22 protein-coding genes are annotated in these 21283 nt (G+C 66.4%); 11 read left to right on the top strand and 11 right to left on the bottom strand.

Annotation, left to right across the window (positions count from 1 at the left end; genetic code table 11):
• Nucleotides 1-28: 28 nt before the first annotated feature.
• Nucleotides 29-1900, top strand: a complete 1872-nt coding sequence (locus tag RAM80_RS05925; RefSeq protein ID WP_416425296.1) for an AMP-binding protein — start codon at nucleotides 29-31, stop codon at nucleotides 1898-1900.
• On the opposite strand, the gene RAM80_RS05920 is transcribed toward RAM80_RS05925, so the two are convergent.
• From RAM80_RS05920 to RAM80_RS05900, 5 genes are all read right to left on the bottom strand, one after another.
• Entirely contained in the window at nucleotides 1886-2365 is a 480-nt protein-coding gene (locus RAM80_RS05920; protein ID WP_416425295.1) for an AAA family ATPase, read from the bottom strand. The two genes, RAM80_RS05925 and RAM80_RS05920, sit on opposite strands and share 15 nt — an antisense overlap.
• Before the next feature lie 87 nt (nucleotides 2366-2452).
• The gene (zapE, locus tag RAM80_RS05915) at nucleotides 2453-3553 is read right to left on the bottom strand and encodes a cell division protein ZapE (RefSeq protein WP_416425294.1); all 1101 of its coding nucleotides are present in this window, start codon (nucleotides 3551-3553) and stop codon (nucleotides 2453-2455) included.
• A 179-nt stretch (nucleotides 3554-3732) separates the two neighbouring features.
• Nucleotides 3733-4356, bottom strand: coding sequence for a hypothetical protein (locus RAM80_RS05910; RefSeq protein WP_416425293.1), 624 nt, complete (start codon nucleotides 4354-4356; stop codon nucleotides 3733-3735).
• The gene (locus RAM80_RS05905; RefSeq protein WP_416425292.1) at nucleotides 4340-4780 is read right to left on the bottom strand and encodes a hypothetical protein; all 441 of its coding nucleotides are present in this window, start codon (nucleotides 4778-4780) and stop codon (nucleotides 4340-4342) included. The genes RAM80_RS05910 and RAM80_RS05905 overlap by 17 nt, the downstream gene beginning before the upstream one ends.
• Nucleotides 4781-4831: 51 nt before the next feature.
• A complete protein-coding gene (locus RAM80_RS05900; protein WP_416425291.1) occupies nucleotides 4832-6037 on the bottom strand; it encodes an MFS transporter in 1206 nt (401 codons plus the stop codon).
• Between the two features lie 109 nt (nucleotides 6038-6146).
• Here RAM80_RS05900 and RAM80_RS05895 point away from each other — a divergent pair, with 109 nt between their 5' ends.
• Nucleotides 6147-6593: a winged helix-turn-helix transcriptional regulator gene (locus RAM80_RS05895; protein ID WP_416425290.1), complete on the top strand. Its 447-nt coding sequence runs from the start codon at nucleotides 6147-6149 to the stop codon at nucleotides 6591-6593.
• Here the strand turns inward: RAM80_RS05895 and RAM80_RS05890 are convergent.
• Entirely contained in the window at nucleotides 6590-8620 is a 2031-nt protein-coding gene (locus RAM80_RS05890; protein WP_416425289.1) for a methyl-accepting chemotaxis protein, read from the bottom strand. The two genes, RAM80_RS05895 and RAM80_RS05890, sit on opposite strands and share 4 nt — an antisense overlap.
• A gap of 346 nt (nucleotides 8621-8966) precedes the next feature.
• On the opposite strand from RAM80_RS05890, the gene RAM80_RS05885 reads away from it, so the two are divergent.
• From RAM80_RS05885 to RAM80_RS05855, 7 genes are all read left to right on the top strand, one after another.
• On the top strand, nucleotides 8967-9452 hold the full coding sequence (locus tag RAM80_RS05885) for a spore coat U domain-containing protein (RefSeq protein WP_416427421.1): 486 nt from the start codon (nucleotides 8967-8969) through the stop codon (nucleotides 9450-9452).
• Nucleotides 9446-9973, top strand: a complete 528-nt coding sequence (locus RAM80_RS05880) for a spore coat U domain-containing protein (protein WP_416425288.1) — start codon at nucleotides 9446-9448, stop codon at nucleotides 9971-9973. Before RAM80_RS05885 ends, RAM80_RS05880 begins: the two co-directional genes overlap by 7 nt.
• Before the next feature lie 30 nt (nucleotides 9974-10003).
• Nucleotides 10004-10552, top strand: a complete 549-nt coding sequence (locus RAM80_RS05875; protein WP_416425287.1) for a spore coat U domain-containing protein — start codon at nucleotides 10004-10006, stop codon at nucleotides 10550-10552.
• A gap of 2 nt (nucleotides 10553-10554) precedes the next feature.
• Complete coding sequence (locus RAM80_RS05870; protein WP_416425286.1) at nucleotides 10555-11046, top strand: spore coat U domain-containing protein; 492 nt, start codon at nucleotides 10555-10557, stop codon at nucleotides 11044-11046.
• Nucleotides 11047-11084: 38 nt separating this feature from the next.
• Nucleotides 11085-11846 (top strand): molecular chaperone, encoded by a 762-nt coding sequence (locus RAM80_RS05865; protein WP_416425285.1) that lies wholly within the window; start codon nucleotides 11085-11087, stop codon nucleotides 11844-11846.
• A 93-nt stretch (nucleotides 11847-11939) separates the two neighbouring features.
• Complete coding sequence (locus RAM80_RS05860) at nucleotides 11940-14231, top strand: fimbria/pilus outer membrane usher protein (protein ID WP_416425284.1); 2292 nt, start codon at nucleotides 11940-11942, stop codon at nucleotides 14229-14231.
• Nucleotides 14228-15199, top strand: coding sequence for a spore coat U domain-containing protein (locus RAM80_RS05855; RefSeq protein WP_416425283.1), 972 nt, complete (start codon nucleotides 14228-14230; stop codon nucleotides 15197-15199). Before RAM80_RS05860 ends, RAM80_RS05855 begins: the two co-directional genes overlap by 4 nt.
• A 186-nt stretch (nucleotides 15200-15385) precedes the next feature.
• Here RAM80_RS05855 and RAM80_RS05850 read toward each other — a convergent pair whose 3' ends face one another.
• Nucleotides 15386-16120 carry an anti-sigma factor family protein gene (locus RAM80_RS05850; RefSeq protein WP_416425282.1) on the bottom strand — a complete coding sequence of 245 codons (735 nt, stop codon included), beginning with the start codon at nucleotides 16118-16120 and terminating at the stop codon, nucleotides 15386-15388.
• Entirely contained in the window at nucleotides 16117-16623 is a 507-nt protein-coding gene (locus RAM80_RS05845) for a sigma-70 family RNA polymerase sigma factor (RefSeq protein ID WP_416427420.1), read from the bottom strand. Before RAM80_RS05845 ends, RAM80_RS05850 begins: the two co-directional genes overlap by 4 nt.
• 300 nt (nucleotides 16624-16923) lie before the next feature.
• Between RAM80_RS05845 and RAM80_RS05840 the strand changes: the two genes are divergently transcribed.
• Together RAM80_RS05840 and RAM80_RS05835 are read left to right on the top strand one after the other, a co-directional pair.
• A complete protein-coding gene (locus RAM80_RS05840; RefSeq protein ID WP_416425281.1) occupies nucleotides 16924-18003 on the top strand; it encodes a catalase family peroxidase in 1080 nt (359 codons plus the stop codon).
• On the top strand, nucleotides 18000-18551 hold the full coding sequence (locus tag RAM80_RS05835; protein WP_416425280.1) for a cytochrome b: 552 nt from the start codon (nucleotides 18000-18002) through the stop codon (nucleotides 18549-18551). The genes RAM80_RS05840 and RAM80_RS05835 overlap by 4 nt, the downstream gene beginning before the upstream one ends.
• Before the next feature lie 63 nt (nucleotides 18552-18614).
• On the opposite strand, the gene RAM80_RS05830 is transcribed toward RAM80_RS05835, so the two are convergent.
• From RAM80_RS05830 to RAM80_RS05820, 3 genes are all read right to left on the bottom strand, one after another.
• Nucleotides 18615-19760, bottom strand: a complete 1146-nt coding sequence (locus RAM80_RS05830; protein ID WP_416425279.1) for a M14-type cytosolic carboxypeptidase — start codon at nucleotides 19758-19760, stop codon at nucleotides 18615-18617.
• Nucleotides 19761-19818: 58 nt separating this feature from the next.
• The gene (locus RAM80_RS05825) at nucleotides 19819-20325 is read right to left on the bottom strand and encodes a sigma factor-like helix-turn-helix DNA-binding protein (protein WP_416425278.1); all 507 of its coding nucleotides are present in this window, start codon (nucleotides 20323-20325) and stop codon (nucleotides 19819-19821) included.
• A gap of 444 nt (nucleotides 20326-20769) precedes the next feature.
• A complete protein-coding gene (locus RAM80_RS05820) occupies nucleotides 20770-21237 on the bottom strand; it encodes an Lrp/AsnC family transcriptional regulator (protein WP_416425277.1) in 468 nt (155 codons plus the stop codon).
• Nucleotides 21238-21283: the final 46 nt, after the last annotated feature.

Below are 21283 nucleotides of genomic sequence, written 5' to 3'. Positions count from 1 at the left end.
CCCATAACAACAATCCAGGACAGGATTCATGAACTATCAGCACGCCTATCGACAGTCGCTCGCCGACCCTGCCGCCTTCTGGGCCGCGCAGGCCCAGCGGGTGGCCTGGTTCCGCGCCCCCACGCAAATCCTTCACGAACGCCCCGACCGCACCCATGAATGGTTTGCCGACGGCCGCCTCAACACCAGCTACCTGGCCCTGGACTACCAGGTGGAGCAGGGCCGTGGCGAGCAGACCGCGCTGGCCTATGACTCGCCGGTGTCCGGCAGCCAGCAGCGTTTTAGCTTCCGCCAGCTGCGCGACGAGGTGGCGCAACTGGCCGGCTGGATGCGCAGCCTGGGGGTGGGCAAGGGCGACACGGTGATCCTGTACCTGCCGATGATTCCCCAGGCCGCCATCGCCATGCTGGCATGCGCGCGCCTGGGCGCGGTGCACTCGGTGGTGTTCGGCGGCTTCGCTGCCAACGAGCTGGCGGTGCGCATCGACGACGCCCGGCCGGTGCTGATTCTCACCGCCAGCTGCGGCCTGGAGTTTGACCGCGTGGTGCCCTACAAGCCGCTGCTGGACAGGGCCCTGGAACTGGCCCGGCACCAACCCGTGCGCGTGGCGCTGTGGCAGCGCCCGCAACTCACCGCCAGCCTGGCGCCGGGGCGGGATCTGGACTGGCAACGCGAGGTGCAGGACGCCCAGCCGGTAGGTCCGGTGGAGCTGGCCAGTGGCGACCCGCTGTACATCATGTACACCTCCGGCACCACAGGCCGGCCCAAGGGCATCGTCCGCGACAACGGCGGCCACGCGGTGGCCATGCGTTTCGCCCTGGAGCAGGTCTACGGCCTGCAGGCGGGAGATGTGTGGTGGGGCATCTCCGACGTCGGCTGGGTGGTGGGCCATTCGCTGATCGTCTACGGGCCGCTGATGGCCGGCTGCACCAGCGTGATGTACGAGGGCAAGCCGATCCGCACCCCGGATGCCGGCAGCTACTGGCGCATCATTGAGCAATACCGGGTGAATGCGTTGTTCTGCGCGCCCACGGCCCTGCGCGCGATCCGCAAGGAAGACCCCGATGGCCTGCTGCTGGCGCGCCACGACCTGAGCACGTTGCGCTGCCTGTACCTGGCCGGGGAAAAACTCGACTCCAGCACCCACGCCTGGCTGGAAGCCATCACCGGCAAGCCGGTGCACGACCACTGGTGGCAGACCGAGACCGGCTGGCCGGTGACCGCGCCCTGTGCACGGCTGGACGGTTCCGGCGCCCGCGCCGGTTCCAGCAACCGCGCGGTGCCCGGTTATGCGGTGCGGGTGATGGACGAAGCAGGCCGCGAGTGCGGGCCGGGGCAGCAGGGCGACATCGTCATCGCCCTGCCGTTGCCGCCCGGGTGCTGCCAGACCCTGTGGCGCGACCACGAACGCTACCTGCAAGCGTACCTGCGCGCCTATCCCGGGCACTATCACACCGGTGACGGCGGCTACCTGGACGCGGACGGTTTCGTCTACATCATGGGTCGCACCGATGACGTCATCAACGTGGCCGGGCACCGCCTGTCGACCGGCGAGATGGAAGACCTGGTGGCGGCGCACCCGGCGGTGGCCGAGTGCGCGGTGTTTGGCGTGCACGACGACATCAAGGGCCAGGTGCCCATGGCCCTGGTGGTGCTCAAGGACGGTGTCGACGCCAGCGGCCTGCAAGAGGCGCTGGTGGCCCAGGTGCGCGAGCACATCGGCGCGCTGGCCTGCCTGCGCCGGGTGCAGGTGGTCAAGCGGCTGCCCAAGACCCGCTCGGGGAAGATTTTGCGCGCGGTGTTGCGCAAGATCGCCGACGGCGAGGTGTTCGCGCCGCCGCCGACCTTGGACGATCCGCTGATCCTGGAGGAGATCGCGGCAGTGCTAGGCCGTGGTTGACGCCACGTTGAAGCCTTCCTCGGCCGCGGGTGCGCTGAAGTAACGGCTGATCAGCTCGAATTGCGCGTCGCTGGCGGCGAACGCGTGTTCGCCGCTGGCGTTGCGTGCGCGCAGGCGTGCCTTGCACACCTCGTCGGGCACTTGCAGCACATGCAGCAGGTGCTCGGCGCCGCTGCGCTCGAACAGGCCGCGCATCCACAGGCGGTTGGCCGGGGTATTGGCGGGGAAGTCGAGCACCACGTTGACGCCCAATTGCAGCAGGGACTCCACGTGGGGGCCGATGGCGTCGCGCAGCAGGGCGGCGCAGCGCACGTAGTCGCTGACGTCGTGCAGCTGGTCCTTGTACAGCCGGGCCAGCCACACGTCTTCGCTCAGCCGCACGGTGTTCGGCGCCTCGGTGAGGCGCGTGGCCAGGGTGGATTTGCCGGAAGCGATCTTGCCGCAGAGCAGGTGCAGGGTGGCCATGGGGTGTTCGTCCTTGGAAGTGGGAGCTGGCTTGCCAGCGAGCTTTTCAGACGCCAACGGCTCGCTGGCAAGCCAGCTCCCACAATGTCACGGGACTGCGTGCTCCTGAAGCTGGCCGAGCCGGCTGCGTGTGCGGGCCAGGTCAATGGCCTGGCCGGCGAGGCTTTCGGCCAGCGGCCGCTCGCTGATCAGCATCAGGCGCTTGTCCTGATCGTACAGCACGTCGATCAGGTTGATGAAGCGCTGTTGCACGGCAATCGAGCACTCGTCCAGCAGTGGCAGGTGGTCGATGATCCAGGTGTCGAAGCGCCCGCTCAGGTCCAGGTAGTCCATCACCGCGGTAGGCTGCTCGCAGATGTCGTCGAAGGTGAAATGAATGGTCCGCTCATGGCTCATGCGCGCCCGCAGCTGGCGCTTGCCCACGGCCAGGGGGAAGGGCGGCAGGTCGGCGGCCGGCAGCTTCAGCGCCTGGCGCTGGGCCGCAGTGCCCGGCCACACGTAGTGCCCCAGGGTGAATTGCTGCTCGCTGGCGGCGCTGGGCAGGGCGCGGTAGTCCTGGGCGCCGCCCACTTCCATGACCTGCATCTGCGCGTTGATCAGGCGGATCACCGGCAGGAAGCGTTCGTGGTACAGCGGGTTGGGCAGCAGGCCCTCGGGCGGGTAGTTGGACGTCACCATCAGGAAGATGCCGCGCGCATCCAGCGCCTTGAACAGGCGGGTCAGCAGCATGGCGTCGCCGATGTCGTGCACGTGGAACTCGTCGAAACACAGCACCCGGCAGTCGCTGAGCAGCTCGTCCAGAGTGGTTTCCAGGGCATTGGCCTGCTCGCGGTTGCGGAACATGCCTTCGTGCAGCCGGGCGAAGAAGTCATGGAAATGCAGGCGGCGTTTATGGGCCATCGGCAACGCCTGGTAGAAACCATCCAGCAGCCAGCTCTTGCCGCGCCCCACGGCGCCGTACAGGTACAGGCTGCGCGGCTGCGCCACGTCGTCCTGCAACAGCGGCTCCACGCGCTCGGCCATGCTGTCGATGACCTGCTGCTGGCCGTGGCTCAGGGTATAACCCTGCTGTTGGGCCTTGTGCTGGAAGTACTCGGTGATCTGCGCCCCGCGCCCCAGGTGGCGGCGGCCCAGGGCGTTGCCCAGGCGGGACTTGAACCAGGATTTCTTTGGCGGTAACGCGGCCAAGGGGCTTTCCTCATACTGGACAGGAGGCCCACGGTGGGCCGTGGCGGGTATTTAAGCAAAAGCGGCGGGGTGGGGGCCAGCGCGGTGGGTGAAGGGGTGGGCGATAGTCGGACTTCGCCCCCCAAACAGGTTCCAGGTGTGGTGTTATTGGTACAAAACGGAAGCCCGTGACGCGGTAATCAAACCGGAAGCAGATGGTAAGCAACTGTTGGAACCGGCTGGTCAGGACCGCCGATGTGCCAGATATACGCAAAAGATATGAGTGTTTTCTCCGAATTGGCAGACGCTTCCGCCACTTCAGATGAAAGCCTGAAAGAGTCGTGCGCCACTTGATGCACCTCGTTTTGCTGGCCCAGGTCTCGATTGATTTCGTCAAGTCTCTTGGACAACCGTGCAAACCGATGAGCCGAGACAATTCCCGATAGAATGGAGATGCGATTACCTCTCGTAAATAGCAACATTTTTTTCCAATCTTCCCTTAGTTGCTCAATTGATGCGCCTGTTCCTTTCAACTCAATGGCAAAGTCAATGGAAGCGTTGCAAGGGCCAACGGTCAGGTCCATGCGGCGCCGACTGTTTGGATAGGAGGCCTCTTTGGTCGAGACGAAGGACGTGGATAGCAGGTCGATCAGTACCTCTCGCAGCGCCTGGCGAATGACAAACTCATCGATGACATGGCTCGCGTCAGCGCCTGCCTCGAAATGTACCGCCATGACCTTTGCTGCCAACCGGGTGGCCACGTGACGCCACTTCAGTTCGAGCCTGGCTGACGGGCGGACATGGTCATTATCCGAGTTCATCATGGTATCCCCACGCAAGAACTTCGGGGGCGAGATTGCAGATCTTTGCTGCACTGTGCCACGAGATACGCGCGTCATGGCCCGGCCAGCCATGAGCGTTGAAAAGCACCTGGTTTACCGTGTAGCTGTCGATCCAGGTATCCGTCCCCGTGGGGTAGTGTTCGAACCATAGCAACGGACCTTGAAGCTCAAGTGCCGCAATCACCGCGTCGCGGATATCCACCACGCCCAAAGTAACCGATGTGCCGTAGTTGTCAGGCCGCTCGCTGCAGACGACACATGCGGTGCCATCTGACTGGCGCAAGACTACCAATACACTGCAGGTGCAGACGATTTGCGGATGAGGCCGCTTGAATTCGAAGTGCTTGCATTCCTTGCACCATTCCACATCGTCGAATGATTGTTCAATTGTTTCGAAGGTGTTCACGTCGATATCCTGTCTCGGTGGGTGCACGCAGGTTATCGGTGATGGACGGGTTTACCTATCCCGACGTGGTCTGAAAAATGTGTAGGAATATTTTCCAAGGCCTGGCACCTGTAGCAGCCACCAGGCCAACGCCAGCAGCGCCACCGCGGCGCCCAGCGCGCACACCGCCAGCCAGCCCCACTGCGCATACACCTGGGTGGCCGCCAGCGCCCCCAGCGCGCTGCCCACCGAATAGAAACACATGTACGCGCCGATCAGCTGGCTTTGCCCCTGGGATGGCTCCGCCAGCAGCAGGCTCTGGTTGGTGACGTGCACCGCCTGCACGGCGAAGTCCAGCATCAGCACGCCCAGCAGCAACGCCCAGAGGCTGGACGGCGCCCAGGCGATCGGCAGCCAGGCGCCGGCCAGCAGCACCAGGGCCCAGCCGCTGGTGCGGCGGGCCAGGCCGGCGTCGGCCCAGCGCCCGGCCCGGGCCGCACCCAGGGCGCCGACGATGCCGGCCAGGCCGAACAGGCCGACCTGGAAGTGGTTGAGTGACCACGGCGGGGCGCTGAGGGGCAGGACCATGCTCGACCAGAGGATGCTGAAGTCGGCGAACACCAGCATCGCCAGCACACCGCGCTGGCGCAGCAGGCGGTGGTGCAGGAACAGCCGGGCCATGGTGCGCAGCAATTGCCCATAGGTCTGCCGTGTGGCCACGGCGGCCGGCCCGGGCATGGCCTTGCCCAGCAGCAGCGCCATGCCCAGCATCAGCCCGGCGAAGCCGGCGAACGCCAGGCGCCAGCCACCCACGTCGGCGACCGCGCCCGACAGCAGGCGGGCCAGCAGTATGCCGACGACGATGCCGCTGGTGACCGTGCCAATCACCTGGCCCCGTTGCGCCGGGTTGGCCAGGCTGGCGGCGTAGGCCACCACCACTTGCACCACCACGGCCATCAGCCCCACCCCCAGCATGGCCGCCAGCAGCAACCACCACTGGCCCGCCTGCGCACCCAGCACCAGTGCCGCGCAGGAAAGCAGCAGCTGGCCGATGATCATGCGCCGGCGGTCCAGGCGCTCGGCCAGCGGCACTATCAACAGCAGCCCGGCGCCGTAGCCGCATTGGGTGAGGGTGACCAGCAACCCCAGCTCTCCAGGCGCCACGCCCAGGCTCTCGCCGATCGAGCGGAGCAGCGGCTGGATGAAGTACACGGTGGCGACCGCCAGGCCGGCGGTCAGCGCCAGCAGCCAGGTGAGGCGCGGTGAGAGCTGAGTCATGGCGGGGCTGTCCTGTCTGGTAATGAGGTTTCAAAAAGAAACCAGATTTTGCGTTTGTAGCAATTCTGGTTTTAATATGCAACCACATGCACCCGACCGGTACCCTGCCATGACCTCACCCAGCGCCCCGCAACAAGCCCAATGCCCCGTGTATCGCAGCCTGGAGGCAGTCGGCGAGCGCTGGTCGCTGCTGATCGTGCGCGATGCCTTCGACGGCCTGCGACGCTTCGGTGAGTTCCAGCGAAGCCTGGGCCTGGCGAAGAATATCCTGGCCGCGCGGCTCAAGGCGTTGGTGGAGGCGGGGGTGTTCGACCTGTGCCCGGCGTCGGACGGCAGCGCCTACAAGGAATACGTGCTGACGGCCCAAGGGCGGGCGCTGTTTCCCGTGGTGGTCGCGCTGCGTCAGTGGGGCGAGCAGCACCTGTATCAGGCGGGGGAAGCCCATTCCCTGCTGCTGGACGCCGACGCCCGCCAGCCGCTGGCGCCCCTGCAGGTGCGTTCGCAGCAGGGGCGGCTGGTGGCGCCGGAAGACTGCGTGCGCACGCCGGCGGTTTAACGCCCGTCCAGATGCGTAAGGCCGGTCAGCGTATCGGCGATTTTCTTGGTCCGCTGGGACGTGCCCTCGGTCATCCGGCTTGAATTCTCCAGGTCGCCGAGCAGCTCGCGCAGGGTGCCCACGGCCGTGGACTGCTCCTCGATCTGCAACGCCACGTTCTGGATCTCCCCGGCCAGGGCGTCGATGTCCACGCCGATCTCGCCGGCGTTCTTGCGGGTGATCTCCGCCAGCTTGCGCACCTCATCCGCCACCACCGCGAAGCCACGCCCGGTCTCGCCGGCACGCGCGGCTTCAATGGCGGCGTTCAGGGCCAGCAGGTTGGTCTGCCCGGCGATCTGCTGGATGACCTGGACGATGGACTGGATACGCAGGCTCGACTGCGCCAGGTCACGGGCGCTGCCCACCACCTGGTCGGCGTGGCTGGATAGCCCGGCCACGGTGTTGCCGGCCTGGGCGGTGACGCTGTTCTGCTGGTTGATGGTGCCGGTCAGCTCGTCCATGGACAGGTGCAGCTCGCCGGAGTAGTGCTGCAGCTGCCGGGCAATCTCTTCCTGCTGGTGGGTGGCCTGGGACAGCACCATGCCCAGGTCGGCGAGGCCGTCGAACACCGGCAGCACGCTGGCGTCCAGGCCGTGGGTGTCGAGGCTGCTGGTGAATTGCTGGTGCTTGAAGGCGTCGATCTGCTTGACCACCACGCGGTTCAAACCCGCCAGCTTCTGGATCTGCCGGCGCAGGAAGAAGGCCTTGAACTCGCCGTAGTGGCTGGCGAAATTGTCGATGTAGTCGTCGCTGAACGTGGCGTCGTTGGCCACCTTGAAAAAGAAGATCGCGGTCAGCGTCTGGTTCAGGTTCAGCCCCAGGATCTCGCCGAAGGTGGAAAAGCCGGCCACCGGCACGTCGCCGAACACCCCGGTCATCTCGCCCAGTTTGCCGGCGTTGTTGGCCCGGCGCAGGATGCAGTCGTTGAGCAGGCCCACCAGCGGCTGGCCGCCCTTGCCCTGCAGGAAACGCTGGAAGTCGCGCTGGGTAGAATCGCGCAGCGAGGTGCGCTTGACCATCACCAGCTCTTCGCCGGGGGCCACGTCGCAGAACAGGTGCACGGTCTCGCGGGCGTAGTCGATGCGGGCGATGGAGCGCACGAACAGCTCCTCGCCCACGCGAATGGCGAAGGAGTATTCGGCCAGGTATTTGTCCAGCTGGTTGGGGGCGCATTTGAACGCGTCGCACAGGGCCGCGACCATGGTCTTGATGTTGCCGGCGGCGTCGAACACCTGGTGGATGTAGCGCTCTTCCAGCGACGCGGTAAGCACGCTGAACGACAGCTTCGTGGGCTCGAAATTCTGGCTCTTGAACACGCCGAAGCGCACCTGTGGCGCACACTTGAGGAAGACGATCTGCGCGTGGTTCTGGTAGCTGCGCTGGCCGTCGTGCAACAGGGTGGCCTTGAAGTCGTCCTTGCCGCCCGCCGAGCCGCCGACGAACAGGCAGGGGAAGCGCCCGGACTCGTACAGCGCCTCCATGAAGAACGATTCCGAGGCGGACAGGCCGTCGAACAGCACGTAGGCGAGGGTGTCGCGGTTGTCGATGGGCAGGCTGACCCGCGTGCGCTTGAGGGTGGCCGCCAGGCTGGCGATGCGTTCGCGCATGGGCAGGCGCTTGCCACCGGCGCGGATGTCTTCGGACAGCAGCGGCACGCTGACCAGCTCGGCGCTGGCGATGACGCTGGCGTCGAACAGTTGCAGCACGATGCGGTCCCACTGGCCCTGGGCGTTGCAGTACAGCGCGTCACTGGCGCTGCACAGCTCGCCGGCGGTGGTGCACAGGCTCAGGGTGGCCTGGGGGAAGCGCTGGCGCAGTTGCCGGGCCACGGCGTCGAGGTCCAGGTGCGGCGAGATGAAACCGGCGATGAACGTGGGCGTCAGCTTCACGCCTTGCAGCGTGCTGCCCAGCGCGTTGAAGGTGCACAGCACGCTGGCGGTCCCGGGGGCGTTCGATGTGGCCTGGCGGAGAAAGCGGAAAGGGTTCATCGGGTTCGGGACCTTTGGGCGGCAGATTTTTAATGGGGTGCCTGATCAGTGCATCGACCTGTTGCGCCAGGACTTGACCGGATCAGTACCAAGGTATGACAGCTGGTAGCTGAAACGTTTTACCCGGTGCATCAAGACGACGATTGCCTCTGGCGCGTCACGCATCAACTTTGACAAAAAGGGCTGAAAACCCGCTGCTGGCGCGCGCCAGGCAAGGCTTGTGCGTGTATCAATACGCTGACCGAAGTGGCAACTTCTGCCTCGAATGCTAGCCTCCAGTTCACGGATGCGCCTCGCAAGGAGTGAGGGTGTGAAGGGATTAGCGATCGCCGCGCTGTCGAGCCTGATGCTCGGCGGCCCGGCACTGGCCACGGAGTTGCAGGTCGAGGTGCGCGTGAACGTGCAGCGCGGCTGCGTGCTGCTGGGCCAGGTGCGCGACGCTGGCCCGCAACACCTGGGGCTGCTGGATTTCGGCAGCGCCGCGCGCCTGGACGACCCCGCTGGCCCACTGTCGGCGCAACTGCCCCGCACCCGCCTGCCGCGCCTCGAATGCAACCCCGACACCTCTTATCAGGTGCAGGTCGACGGCGGCCAGCACGGCGGGGTGGGCGACGTGCGCTACCTGGCCAGCGCTGCTGGCAACGCCATTCCCTACCGCCTCTATAGTGACCCGGCGCGCCGCGTGCCTTTTGCTGTCGATCAGCCGCTAAGCGGCCGCGTGCCGGCCACCGGCACCATCGAACTGCCGCTGTACGCCCGCATCGAACCGCTGGCCCAGGTGCCCCGTGCCGGGCAATACAGTGACCTGTTGAAGGTGACCGTGACATGGTAGGCCACTGGCTGGCCGCCGTGCTCGCGCTGTTGTGGGCCGGCCATGCCGTGGCCGCGGTCAATGGCGTCAGCGGGCAGATCCAGGCGCGCCTGGTGATCACCGCCGGCTGTGAGGTGCAAAGCGCCGGCAGCACCCTGGCCACCGGCTCGCTGGGCGCCCTGGATTTCGGCGACCAGGGCCCTACCTGGAACGCGCCCATCGGCGCCAACGTCGCCAACGGCGGCAGCGCCCTGCAGGTGGCTTGCAACCCGACGGTCACCGGCTTCAGCGTCACCATCGATGGCGGCGCCAACGGCGACGGCACCACCCGGCGCCTGAGCAACGGCAGCCGCACCATCCCATACCAGCTGTATCAGAACGCCGCCGGCACCGAGCGCTACAGCATCGGCGAGCAGAAGACCTTCGCCGTCAGCAGTGGCGGGCAAATCCCCATCCCGATCTTCGGCGCCGTGGTGGCCAACCCCCGCGCGCTGCCGGCGGGCATCTACCGCGACACCCTGCGGGTGACCCTGAACTGGTAACACAAGCACTGGTAACACAAGGAGTGAATCATGCACGCACAGGCTTTTCGTTCTGCCGCCCTGTTACCGGCCCTGGCCTTGCTGGCTGCGCTGACGCCCGCCGCCCAGGCCGCCACCACCGTCACCGGCCAGGTTACCGCCAGCCTGGTGCTGACCAGCAGCTGCCTGGTGAACGGCGTGGCCGGCAGCACCAATATCAATTTCGGTAGCTTGAACTTCGGCACCACCAGCAGCCTGTTCACCCAGGCCAGCAGCCAGGTGCTGGGCGGTGGCGGCGGGGCCATGTCGATACTCTGCTCGGCCGGCACCGTGCCGGTGGTCAAGGTGCGCGCCGGCAGCCATGACGGCCAGGCCACCGGTGGCGCCCGGGCGCTGGCCGACGGCGCCGGGCATTTCGTGCCCTACGACTTCTTCACCGACACCGGCTTCTCCAACCTGCTGGCCATTGACGGCACCATCAGCCTGGCGACCAGCACCGGCGTGGCGCAGACGGTCAACCTTTATGGCCGCGCCATCGGCGTCGCCGGGCTGCCGGCGGGCACCTACACGGACACGGTCGCGGTCGAGCTGACGTTCTAGCCATGGTCGGCCTCAAGGGCGCGCTGTTGCTGGCGAGCCTGGCGGCGCCCTGGCCGCTGGACGCCGCCACCACCAGCACCTTCCTGGTCAACGCCGCCATCACCAGCGGTTGCCTGGTGGTGGGTGGCGGCAGCAACTACGGCAGCCTCAACTTCGGCAGCTGGTCGGCGCTGGCCACCGGCACGGCAACGGCGGCGGTGCCCGGCACCGGGGTGAAGCTGCAGTGCACCCCGGGGGTGACCCTGAACATGAAGGTGGACGGCGGCCAGAACGCCGGCACCTCGCGCAACCTCAAGGCCGGCAGCGCGCTGGTGGCCTACCAACTGTTTCGCGACGCGGCCTACAGCCAGGCGCTTGGCATCAGCCAGAGCGTCACCGTGGCGTACAGCGATTCAACCAACATCAGCCTGCCGATCTATGGCCGGCTGAGCCTGCCGGGCAATGTGCCGGCGGGCAGCTACAGCGATGTCTTGCAAGTGGAATTGTCCTGGTAAGCCGGGGCGCCCTCGAATGTTGGCGGTGGAGTGAATGTATGTGGCGTTGGGGCAGTGTGTGTTGTGGGGTGCTGTTGCCGTTCGCGGTGCAGGCGGCCAGTTCGGTGCTGATCTGGCCCATCGACCCGGTGCTGGAGGCCGACCAGCAGGCCAGCGCGCTGTGGTTGGAGAACCGTGGCAGCGAGCCGGCCGATTTGCAGATCCGCGTGTTCGGCTGGAGCCAGAGCGGTTTCGATGACCAATACCAGAACCAGCGCGACGTGATCGGCAGCCCGCCGGTGGCGCACATCGCGCCCGGCCAGAAGCAGCTGGTACGGCTGACCCGCACCCGGGAAATACCGCCGGGCCAGGAGCAGGCCTACCGCATCATCATCGACGAGATTCCCGCTGCCCAGGCGCCGGGGCCGGACGGCCAGGGCAAGACTGCCGCGGCCATCCGTTTCCAGATGCGCTATTCAGTACCGCTGTTCGCCTACGGCGCCGGCCTGTGGAGCAAGCCCGACCCCAGCCGCGAGCGCGACCCCAAGGGCGCGGGCGTGCCGGCGTTGACCTGGCGCACGGTCAGCGAGGGCGGCAAGGACTTCGTCGAGATCCGCAACCAGGGCCCGGTGCACGCGCGCCTCACGGACGTGGCGCTGCAGCAGGGCGCGCAGCGCCGGGCGTTGGGAGAGGGCCTGCTGGGCTACGTGCTGCCGGGGGCGAGCATGCGCTGGCCGCTGCCGGCAACGGCGCAGGTGTCGGCGTTGCAAGGCCGGGTCAATGGCGGTGACGCGCCGCAAGCCCTGGCGCCTGCGCGCTGAGCGGCGTTTTCGTGGTTGGCTTGATAAGGGAGATGCCCCATCGATCGGCACGGATGCCCCTCGACACTGACGTGGTTCACCCTGGGGTGGCTGTTGTACCCCTGTGCCGCGCTGGCCGGGGAGCTACCGCCGCCGCCCACCGGCCAGGAGGCTGTGCCCGATGCGTCGCTGTACCTTGAACTGGTGGTCAACCAGATGAGCACGGGCCGCGTGGTGCAGGTGCAACAACGGGCCGGGCAACTCTACCTGCCGCTGTCGGACCTGCAGGCCGCCGGGCTGAAACTGTCGGGTGTCGCTGGCCCCGAGGTGGCGCTGGACAGCGTGCAGGGCCTGCACACCGACTACGACAGCCAGGCCCAGCGCCTGCTGCTGGACGTGCCGCCCGACTGGCTGCCGGCCCAGCGTATAGGCAGCAGCCAGGCCTACCCGCGCAGCCAGGCCATGAGCAGCTTCGGCGCGCTGCTCAACTACGACCTGTACCTGAACGACACCGACGACCTGGGCCGCTACCTGGCGGCCTACAACGAGCTGCGCATTTTCGACAGCTGGGGCACGGTGTCCAGCACCGGGCAGCTGCGCCAGAGCCTGTCGGGCAATGCCTACGCGGACACCAGCCGTTTCCGCCGTTACGACACCACCTGGCGCTACAGTGATGACGAGCGCCTGCTGACCGTGGAGGCCGGCGACCTGGTCAGCGGTTCCTTGCCGTGGAGCAACTCGGTGCGCCTGGGCGGCGTGCAGCTGTCACGGGACTTTTCCGTGCGCCCGGACCTGGTCACCTACCCATTGCCGGCGTTTGCCGGCGAGGCGGCGGTGCCGTCGTCGGTGGACCTGTTCATCAACGGCTACAAGAGCACCAGCGCGCAATTGCAGCCTGGCCCCTACACCCTCACCAACATCCCCTACATCAACGGGGCCGGCGAGGCGGTGGTGGTGACCACCGACGCCTTGGGGCGGCAGGTGTCCACCACCTTGCCGTTCTACGTCACCAGCACTTTGTTGCAGCAAGGCCTGATGGATTTCTCCGTGGCGGCGGGCAGCGTGCGCCGGGACTACGGCCTCAAGGATTTTGCCTACGGCCCCGGCGCCTCCACCGGCAGCGTGCGCTATGGCCTCAGCGACTACCTGACCCTGGAGGGCCACGCCGAAGCGGCGCAGTCCCTGAACCTGGGCGGCGTGGGCGGCAACCTGCGCCTGGGCAAACTCGGCGTGCTAAACACCGCCGTCAGCCAAAGCCGCTACGACGGCCTCGGCGGCCAGCAATACAGCCTGGGCTACCAGTACAACAACTCGCGTTTCAGCTTCAATTACCAACGCCTGCAACGTCGCGACGACTATGCCGACCTGACCCTGGTGGACTCGCCCTACACGCGCATGAGCCAGCGCAGCCAGCAGGCCACCCTCAGCGTCAACCTGGACCGCTACGGCAGCCTGGGCGCCGGCTATTTCGACGTGCGCGCCGGCGACGATTCGCGCACCCGGCTGCTCAACCTCACCTGGAGCAAACCGCTGTGGGGCAACAGCAGTTTCTACCTGTCGGCGAACCATGAAATCGGCGCCAGCAACTGGGCCGTGCAAGCGCAGGTGACCATACCCATCGACCTGCGCGGCAACCTCAGCGTTGGCATCGAGCGCAACCAGCAGGGCCAGACCCAGCAACGGGTCAACTACAGCCGCGCGGTGCCCACCGAGGGCGGCGTCGGCTACAACCTGGGCTACTCGCGCGGCGACCAGCAGACCTACCGCCAGGCCGATGCGACCTGGCGCTTGCAGTCGGTGCAATTGCAGGTGGGCGCCTATGGCACCAGCGAGCAGACCACGCGCTGGGCCGACGCCGCTGGTTCGCTGGTGTGGATGGACGGCAGCCTGTTCGCCGCCAACCGCATCGACGACGCCTTCGTGCTGGTGAGCACCGACGGCTACGGCGGTGTGCCGGTGCGCTACGAAAACCAGCGCGTCGGCGACACCGACCGCAGCGGGCACCTGCTGGTGCCGTGGACCAGCGGCTACTACCGCGGCAAATACGAGATCGACCCGCTCAACCTGCCGGCCAACGTACGCAGCCCATCGGTAGAACAGCGCGTGGCCGTGCGCCGCGGCAGTGGCTACCTGCTGGAGTTCCCGCTGACCCGGGTCGTGGCCGCCAGCCTGGTGCTGGTGGACGCCAACCAGCAACACCTGGCCCTGGGCAGCAACGTGCTGCACGAACAGAGTGGCGCGCGCACCGTGGTCGGCTGGGACGGCCTGGTGTACCTGGAAAACCTGGCGGCGCACAACAGCCTGGTGGTGGAGCGGGGCGACGGCAGCCAGTGCCGGGTGCAGTTCGACCTGGACGTGCAGCAGCAGGGCGAGGTGCCCCTGTTGGGGCCGTTGGTGTGCCAGTGAAGGCGTGCTTGGCGGCGGGCCTGGCGCTGCTGGCGGCCGGCACCGGGGCCCAGGCTGCCTGCGCGATCTCGACGCCAACGCCGCCCACCTTTGGCCAGGTCAGTTCGGTGCTGCTGCGCACCACGGTGCAGTCCACGTCCACCACCAATGGCGCGCTGACTTGTACCGGGTCGTTGCTGAGCCTGCTGGGCAGTGGCGATCACTTCTACCTCACCGTGACCTCCAGCCAGGCCGGCCTGCAGGTCGGTAGCAGCGGCGCGGTGATCGGCTACACCGTCTACGCCAACGACAGCACCAGCTACCCGCTGACCCGCGGCGTGGCCTACGACTTTGCGCGCAACTCGATCATCGACGCCCTGGGCCTGCTGGCCGGCTCCTCGCCCAAGTCGGTGCCGCTGTACCTCAAGACCATCATCGGCAGCAACGTGCCGGCGGGCATCTACACCGAAACCCTGAACCTGGCGTGGAGCTGGAATTATTGCTCGGGCATCGGCATTGGCGCCATCTGCCTGGGCCGCGACATCGGTTCGGGCGCCACCACTATGCAGGTCACTCTGCAAGTCACCAACGACTGCCAGATCACCGCGCCCAACCTCGACTTCGGCAGCGCGCCGCTGGTGCTGGGTTTTGCCACGGTGAACAGCAGCATCAGCGTGGCCTGCACCCTGGGCAGCGCCTACACCGTGGGCCTTAGCGATGGCGGCTACCCGCTTAGCGCCGGCGGGCGGCGGCGCATGATCTCCGGCAGCAACTACCTGGCCTACGACCTGTTCAAGAGCGCCGGCAGCGTGCGCTGGGGCAGCACCGGCGCGGCGCGGCGCAGCAGCAGCGACGCCGAAGTGAACCCGGGCAACGGCACGGGGACGGGGAGCCAGGTGTTCAACTTCAATGGCAAGGTGTACACCGACCAGGTAACGCCGCCGGTGGGGGGGTATCAGGACAGTGTGGTGGTGGATGTGGCGTTCTAGCGGACACCAGTCCCCGTAGCAGCTGCCGAAGGCGGCGTCCGGTCACGCCGCGGTGTACCTGAAACCGCGCGCTGACGCGGCCTGCGGCCGCTGCTACAGGAACCGCGTAGCAGCTGCCGAAGGCGGCGTCCGGCCACGCCGCGGTGTATCTGGAAAACCGCGCGCTGACGCGGCCTGCGGCCGCTGCTACAGGTTTTGCAGGGTCTTCGGCGCAATGTCGACCGGGGCCACCACGGCGTAGTTGTACCCAGGGCCCGACCAGTAGTCCGCCTGCAAATTGCCTTCACGCCGCGAACCGCGTGGCAGCAGGTTGTTGTCCGGGCCTGGCGGGCGGATGTAGAAGGTGACCCGCGCGCCGCGCACGTCCTGGTACAGCACCATGGCGGCCGGGCCCTGGTCGGTGCTGAGCAGTCGCGCGCCCACCGGCTTGAAGCCGGCCTGGCTAAGGTCGGGCAGGCGTTTGGCGTTGGTGAAGTTGCGGTCCAGCCAGGGTTGCAGGGCGGTGGCGTCGCTGACCTTGAAGTCAGCGGGCAGCACGTCTTTCTGCGCGAATAGGCGGTAGGCCTGCAGGGCATCGGTCATCGGCGCCACGCTGGGGTGGCGGGCCTCGTGGGCCTGCCAGCCGCCCAGGCCGCCCAGGCCCACGGCGAGCACCAGCACGGCGGCGCGGGCCAGGTGTTGCTGGTAACGGTGGCGGCGGCGCACGCGCAGGGTGGCCGGGTCCAGCGCCGGGTTGTCGGCCAGGGGCGAGCTGCCCAGCACCGAGCGCAGCAGGCGCGCATCTTTCTGCCAGCCTTTCACTTGGGCGGCGGCTTCGGGATGGCTGTTCAGCCAGGTCTCCAGGCGCTGGCGGTCGGCGGGGTTCAGGCGCAGGTCCACGTAGGCGTGGAGGTCGTGTTCGGTCGGCGGCAAGGTAATCATTTCAATATCCGCAGGGCAGGGCGATGGATCTCGCCTTCGTTGAGCTGGCGCAGCGCCTGGCGGGCGCGCGACAGGCGCGACATGACGGTGCCGATGGGCACTTGCAACACCGTGGCGGCCTCCTGGTAGCTCAGGCCTTCCACGGCCACGGCGTGCAGCAGCGCGCGCTGCTCGTCACTGAGGCGGTCGAACGACTGCAGGGCCGATTGGGCCATGACCGTGCGCTCCACCGACGGCTGATAGTCATCGCGGCCGGTGAAAAACTCCAGCAACCGCGCATAGCGGCGCGCGCGCCGGTGGTTGTCGACAAACTGGCGGTACAGGATCTGGAACAGCCAGGCGCGCAACTCACCCTCGGCGTCCTTGCTGGCGCGCCGGCTCAAGGCCTTTTCCAGGCAACTCTGCACCAGGTCGTCGGCGCTACTGGGCTCGCGAGTCAACGACAACGCGAAACGGCGCAGGCGCGGCAACAGGATACGCAATTGATCATCAAACTCGTTCATGGCGGCCTGCACGGTGGGGCTCTGTTTCAAGATTAGGCTCTGTACGAGATGTATTCCAGCGAAGGCCAGGCAAGGCGAAAACAGGCGAGGAAGCGGAGTTTACGGGTTGTAAATGAGCATTCCGAGCCTGTTTTCAACGCAGCATGGGCGAGCTGGGATGCATTTCGTACAGAGGCTAGCAAGACGAATGACGGGGCGTTTTATTCCAACTTGCCTAACCTCAAATTATTCAGCGGCGGGACAGGGAATAAATCGCGCTGGCCTTCGTCTCATAGCACCCCACCGATTCTGGAGTCGCTCATGCCTGATCCAACGCCCCCACCCTTGACCCTGTTCGACAAGGCCGTGCGCCTGTTGGGCATCGCCGCGATCCTGGCCGTTGCCGTGGCCGCCTTTGCCTATGTCAGCGGGCGCCTGGACCCGGACCGGCTCAAGCCCCGCGACCTGGTCAACGCGCTGCAGACCAACAACGGCGTGCACCCCGGTTACCGTCGCAACCACGCCAAGGGCGTGTGTGTGATCGGCTATTTCGAGGGCAACGGCCAGCTGCAGGCGCTGTCCAGCAGCAGCGTGTTCGCCCAGGACCGCACGCCGGTGGTCGGGCGTTTCGCCTTGCCCAGCGGCAACCCCTATGCGCCGGACAGCAGCGTGCCGTTGCGCAGTTTCGCCTTGCGCTTCAACCTGGCCAACGGGCAGCAGTGGCGCACGGGCATGAACAGCATGCCGGTGTTCCCGGTGGGCACGCCCGAAGCCTTCTACGCCATGCTCAAGGCCGGCACCCCGGACCCGGCCACCGGCAAGCCCAAGCCTGACGCCATGCCGGCGTTCTTCGCCGCCCACCCCGAGACCGGACCGTTCCTGGCCTGGGTCAAGGGCGCCAAGCCGTCGGCCAGCTACGCCACGGAAACCTATAACAGCATCAACGCCTTCTACCTCGACAACGCCGACGGCCAGCGCCAGGCCGTGCGCTGGTCGGTGGTGCCCGAGGCGACCGACAGCACCCCGGCCGGCCCCAACGCCGGCGCCGATTTCCTCCAGGCCGACCTGGCCCAGCGCCTGGCCGGTGGCCCGCTGCGCTGGACCCTGCGCATGACCCTGGCCGAACCGGGCGACCCGGTGGACGACGCCAGCAAGGCCTGGCCCGCCGGGCGCAAGACCGTGGACGCCGGCACCCTGGTGGTGGAGCGCATGCAGCCGCAGATCACAGGGCAGTGCCGCGACGTCAACTATGACCCGACCATACTGCCCAGCGGCATCGAGGCGTCCAACGACCCACTGCTGGCCGCGCGCTCGGCGGCCTACGCCAGCTCGTACCTGCGCCGCACCTCGGAAGTCGATCAACTCAGCGCCAATGCGCCCGCCGCGGAGGCCAAGCCATGAAAGCCCGCCCTGAACATTTCGCCCCGGCTGCCCGGGTGTTGCACTGGGTGATGGCGATCCTGCTGATTGCCATGCTGTTCATTGGCGTGGGCATGGTCAGCACCGTGTCCGAGCGCCATGAGTGGCTGCTGCACCTGCACAAGCCCCTGGGCATCGCCATCCTGGCGCTGGTGATCGTGCGCCTGCTGGTGCGTTGGTGCACCCGCCAGCCGCCACTGCCGGCCGACCTGCCGGGCATCCAGAAGCTGGCGGCCAAGCTATCGCACTGGCTGCTGTATGCGTTGATGTTGGTGCTGCCGCTGGTAGGCTGGGGCATGCTCTCGGCGGCCGGCGACCCGGTAATGCTGGGCGCCTCGCTGCACCTGCCGCCGATACTGCCGGCCGAGCCGCATACCTACGCGCTGTTGCGCAAGGCCCACGGGCTGCTGGCGTACCTGCTGTTCCTGACGGTGCTGGCGCATCTGGGCGCGGCGCTGTACCACGGCTGGATCCGCCGCGACGGGGTGTTGCAGAGCATGACCTCGGGGGACAAGGCCAGTCGCCCATGACGCGGCCTTCGGCCGCTGCTACGAGGTCATTCCCGTAGCAGCTGCCGCAGGCTGCGTCCGCAGTTACCGCAGGTCGCGAGCCATTTTCGCAATCACGCTCAACACGTCCTTGCCCAACTGCGCCGAGCGCTTGCCTGACCAGCCGGTGACCGCGTCGGGGTTGTCGTCGTGGTCCTTGAACGGCATTTCCAGGGTCAGCGACAGGCAGTCGAACTTCGCTCCCACGGCGTTGCACGCAAGCGTCATGTTGGCCTGGCCCGGCTCGTCGCGGGTATAGCCGTGCACCTGCTGGAAGTCGGCGGTCTGCTGGCACAGCAGGTCGCGGAAGCGCTGCTCGAGCTGGGCGATGCGCGGGGTGTACTGCGGGTTGCCTTCGCAGGCGGCGGTGAACACGTGAGGAATTTCCTCGTCGCCGTGGGCGTCGATGAACAGGTCCACGCCGTATTTCTGCATCTGCTGCAGGGCGAAGAACACCTCGGGGCTGAACTCGGCGCTGGCGTCCTGCCAGGCGCGGTTGAGGTCCTTGCCCTTGGCGTTGGTGCGCAGGTGGCCGTGGAACGAACCGTCGGGGTTCATGTGCGGGATCAGGTACAGGTCGGCTTCGGCGAGCAGCGCGTTCAGCTCGGCATCATCACGCTGCTTGAGGCGCTCGATGATGCCTTCCATGAACCACTCGGCCATGTGCTCGCCGGGGTGCTGCTGGGCAATCAGCCAGACCTTTTTCTTGCCTTCGCTGCCGTCGCCCTTGCGCAGCAGTTGCAGGTCGCGACCCTCGGCACTCTTGCCCACCGCCAGCAACTGCAGGCCGGCCTGGGTCACGGCCTCGCTGATCAGCCAGTCGTGGCGTTCGCGGCTGTAGGGTTCGAAATAGGCGAACCAGGCCTGGGGCTGTTCGGGTTCGAAGCTGAAGGTCAGCGCCTGGCCGTCGAACTGGCTCGGCACGCGGAACCAGGTCTTCTGGTCGTAGGAAGCCACGGCGTTGTAGCCGGCCCAGGCGTTCTTGTAGGAGGACTGCCCGGCGTTGGTCAGGCTGAAGCCGTGGGGCTGGCCAGGCGCCAGGCCATCGACCTTGAAATGAAACCACTGGAAATGGTCGCTGTGGGTGTCCGGGCGGATCGCCAGGCGCACCTGCCGTGGGTCGCTGGCGTCGAGCAGCTGGATGTTGCCGCTGTCGAAATCAGCGCTGAAGGTGAGGGGGGCCGCGGCCATTGTTCGCTTCCTTATAAAGTCGAGGACGCTCGTACTTTACACGCAAGCGTGGCGCCAGTCAGATCCAGCCGGCCAGCCCGCCCAGCAGCAGTGCCCCCAGCAGCGCCATGCCCCAGCCCAGCAGGCCGGTGTGGCGGCGGCGATGCTGCCAGCCCGACTCGCCCAGGTGCCTGGCGGCGGCCAGCAGTTGCCGCCAGCGCAGTTCGGTGGCGTGGAAGGCTTGCAGGTGGGTGGCGTCGGCGTCCAGCCAGCGGCGGAAGTCGATGCGTTCGCTGGCGGTGGTGTGCGGGTTCTGCAGCTTCACGTACCAGGCGCTGGCCGCCTGGCTGCCAGCGGGGCTGCGGCATTGTTCGAGCACCTGCAGCATGTCCCGTTCGACGTGCTCCACGCTCAGGTCCAGGCGCTGGGCAATGGCCGGGTAGGGCAGGTCATCCAGGCGGCTGAGCAGGAACACCTGCTGCACGCGGCGGGGCAACTTCTTCAGGCGCAGGTAGAGCGCATCCTGGCCCTGGTCGACCGGCTGGTGCTGGAAAAGGTTGTGCAGGGGCGTGAGCAGATGGGTCATCGAAACGTCCTCCTGGCCGCCATGGGCCTGGTCGATTGCGGGCTGCGAACGCATCCGTGAGGGGGCGTCTTCCCTGACGCAGGCGCAGCTTAGTGTATTTGAGAGTTATTCTCAAGAAACGATTTGCCACAATTCCGGCTAAATAGCTGATTTGCTAGCTGAAAATTAGCGATGAGCGCTTTCCTCGAGCAATAGTCCTTTGCTATCATGCGCGCCATCGAATTCAAGCAACACCCTTCTTCATTAGCCTGAAGAAACTAAAAAAAAGACCCGGCAAAAAGCCGGGTCAAAAACCGTGATTAGCCTGATGAGGAGATAATTCGAAAGTCCGACCTAAGGCCTTTCGGATTACCCAACCGATCTCGCGATCAGTTGGCTCAATAATAATCGTTATCATTTGCAAGTCAAATGATTTCTTGCCGCGTTTGTGAAAAATTATTTCGCTCAATCCAGCGGCAGTTCCGTGGTGCGTTTCACCTCGCTCATGGCGATGTTGGAATGCGCCTCCTGCACATGCGGCTTCTGCAACAGATGGTCGCGCAGGAAACGTTCGTAGGCCCCAATGTCCTGGGCCACCACCTTGAGCATGTAATCCATCCCGCCGGCCATGGTGTAGCACTCCAGCACCTCCGGGTAGCCGGTGATCGCTTCCTCGAACTCCGCCAGGTAACGCCGCCCGTGTCCCGATAGCTTGACGTTGACGAATACGGTCATGGTCAGGCCCAGCTTCTGCGGGTTGAGCAGGGCGACCTTGCGCTCGATCAGGCCTTCCTCCTGCATGCGGTGAATGCGCCGCCAGCACGGTGACTGCGACAGTTCCACGCGCTCGGCGATTTCGGCGGCCGACAGGTCGGCGTCGTGCTGGATCAGGCGCAGGATGCGGCGGTCGAGGGCGCTCAGTTTGGACTGCATGATCATTTCCCTTTTCTTGTTTTTAGCGCAACGTTCATGCGCCATA

The sequence above is a fragment of the Pseudomonas sp. App30 genome (assembly GCF_047947025.1).
GTDB lineage: Bacteria > Pseudomonadota > Gammaproteobacteria > Pseudomonadales > Pseudomonadaceae > Aquipseudomonas.
Note: the sequence above shows the minus strand (reverse complement) of the source record. Positions and strands in the feature narration are given on the sequence as shown.

Coding starts and splice junctions, on each gene's coding strand:
- RAM80_RS05925 (WP_416425296.1), top strand. CDS start 29: ATGAACTATCAGCACGCCTATCGACAGTCGCTCGCCGACCCTGCCGCC.
- RAM80_RS05920 (WP_416425295.1), bottom strand. CDS start 2,365: ATGGCCACCCTGCACCTGCTCTGCGGCAAGATCGCTTCCGGCAAATCC.
- RAM80_RS05910 (WP_416425293.1), bottom strand. CDS start 4,356: ATGATGAACTCGGATAATGACCATGTCCGCCCGTCAGCCAGGCTCGAA.
- RAM80_RS05900 (WP_416425291.1), bottom strand. CDS start 6,037: ATGACTCAGCTCTCACCGCGCCTCACCTGGCTGCTGGCGCTGACCGCC.
- RAM80_RS05895 (WP_416425290.1), top strand. CDS start 6,147: ATGACCTCACCCAGCGCCCCGCAACAAGCCCAATGCCCCGTGTATCGC.
- RAM80_RS05890 (WP_416425289.1), bottom strand. CDS start 8,620: ATGAACCCTTTCCGCTTTCTCCGCCAGGCCACATCGAACGCCCCCGGG.
- RAM80_RS05885 (WP_416427421.1), top strand. CDS start 8,967: ATGCTCGGCGGCCCGGCACTGGCCACGGAGTTGCAGGTCGAGGTGCGC.
- RAM80_RS05880 (WP_416425288.1), top strand. CDS start 9,446: ATGGTAGGCCACTGGCTGGCCGCCGTGCTCGCGCTGTTGTGGGCCGGC.
- RAM80_RS05875 (WP_416425287.1), top strand. CDS start 10,004: ATGCACGCACAGGCTTTTCGTTCTGCCGCCCTGTTACCGGCCCTGGCC.
- RAM80_RS05870 (WP_416425286.1), top strand. CDS start 10,555: ATGGTCGGCCTCAAGGGCGCGCTGTTGCTGGCGAGCCTGGCGGCGCCC.
- RAM80_RS05865 (WP_416425285.1), top strand. CDS start 11,085: ATGTGGCGTTGGGGCAGTGTGTGTTGTGGGGTGCTGTTGCCGTTCGCG.
- RAM80_RS05850 (WP_416425282.1), bottom strand. CDS start 16,120: ATGATTACCTTGCCGCCGACCGAACACGACCTCCACGCCTACGTGGAC.
- RAM80_RS05845 (WP_416427420.1), bottom strand. CDS start 16,623: ATGAACGAGTTTGATGATCAATTGCGTATCCTGTTGCCGCGCCTGCGC.
- RAM80_RS05840 (WP_416425281.1), top strand. CDS start 16,924: ATGCCTGATCCAACGCCCCCACCCTTGACCCTGTTCGACAAGGCCGTG.
- RAM80_RS05835 (WP_416425280.1), top strand. CDS start 18,000: ATGAAAGCCCGCCCTGAACATTTCGCCCCGGCTGCCCGGGTGTTGCAC.
- RAM80_RS05830 (WP_416425279.1), bottom strand. CDS start 19,760: ATGGCCGCGGCCCCCCTCACCTTCAGCGCTGATTTCGACAGCGGCAAC.
- RAM80_RS05825 (WP_416425278.1), bottom strand. CDS start 20,325: ATGACCCATCTGCTCACGCCCCTGCACAACCTTTTCCAGCACCAGCCG.
- RAM80_RS05820 (WP_416425277.1), bottom strand. CDS start 21,237: ATGCAGTCCAAACTGAGCGCCCTCGACCGCCGCATCCTGCGCCTGATC.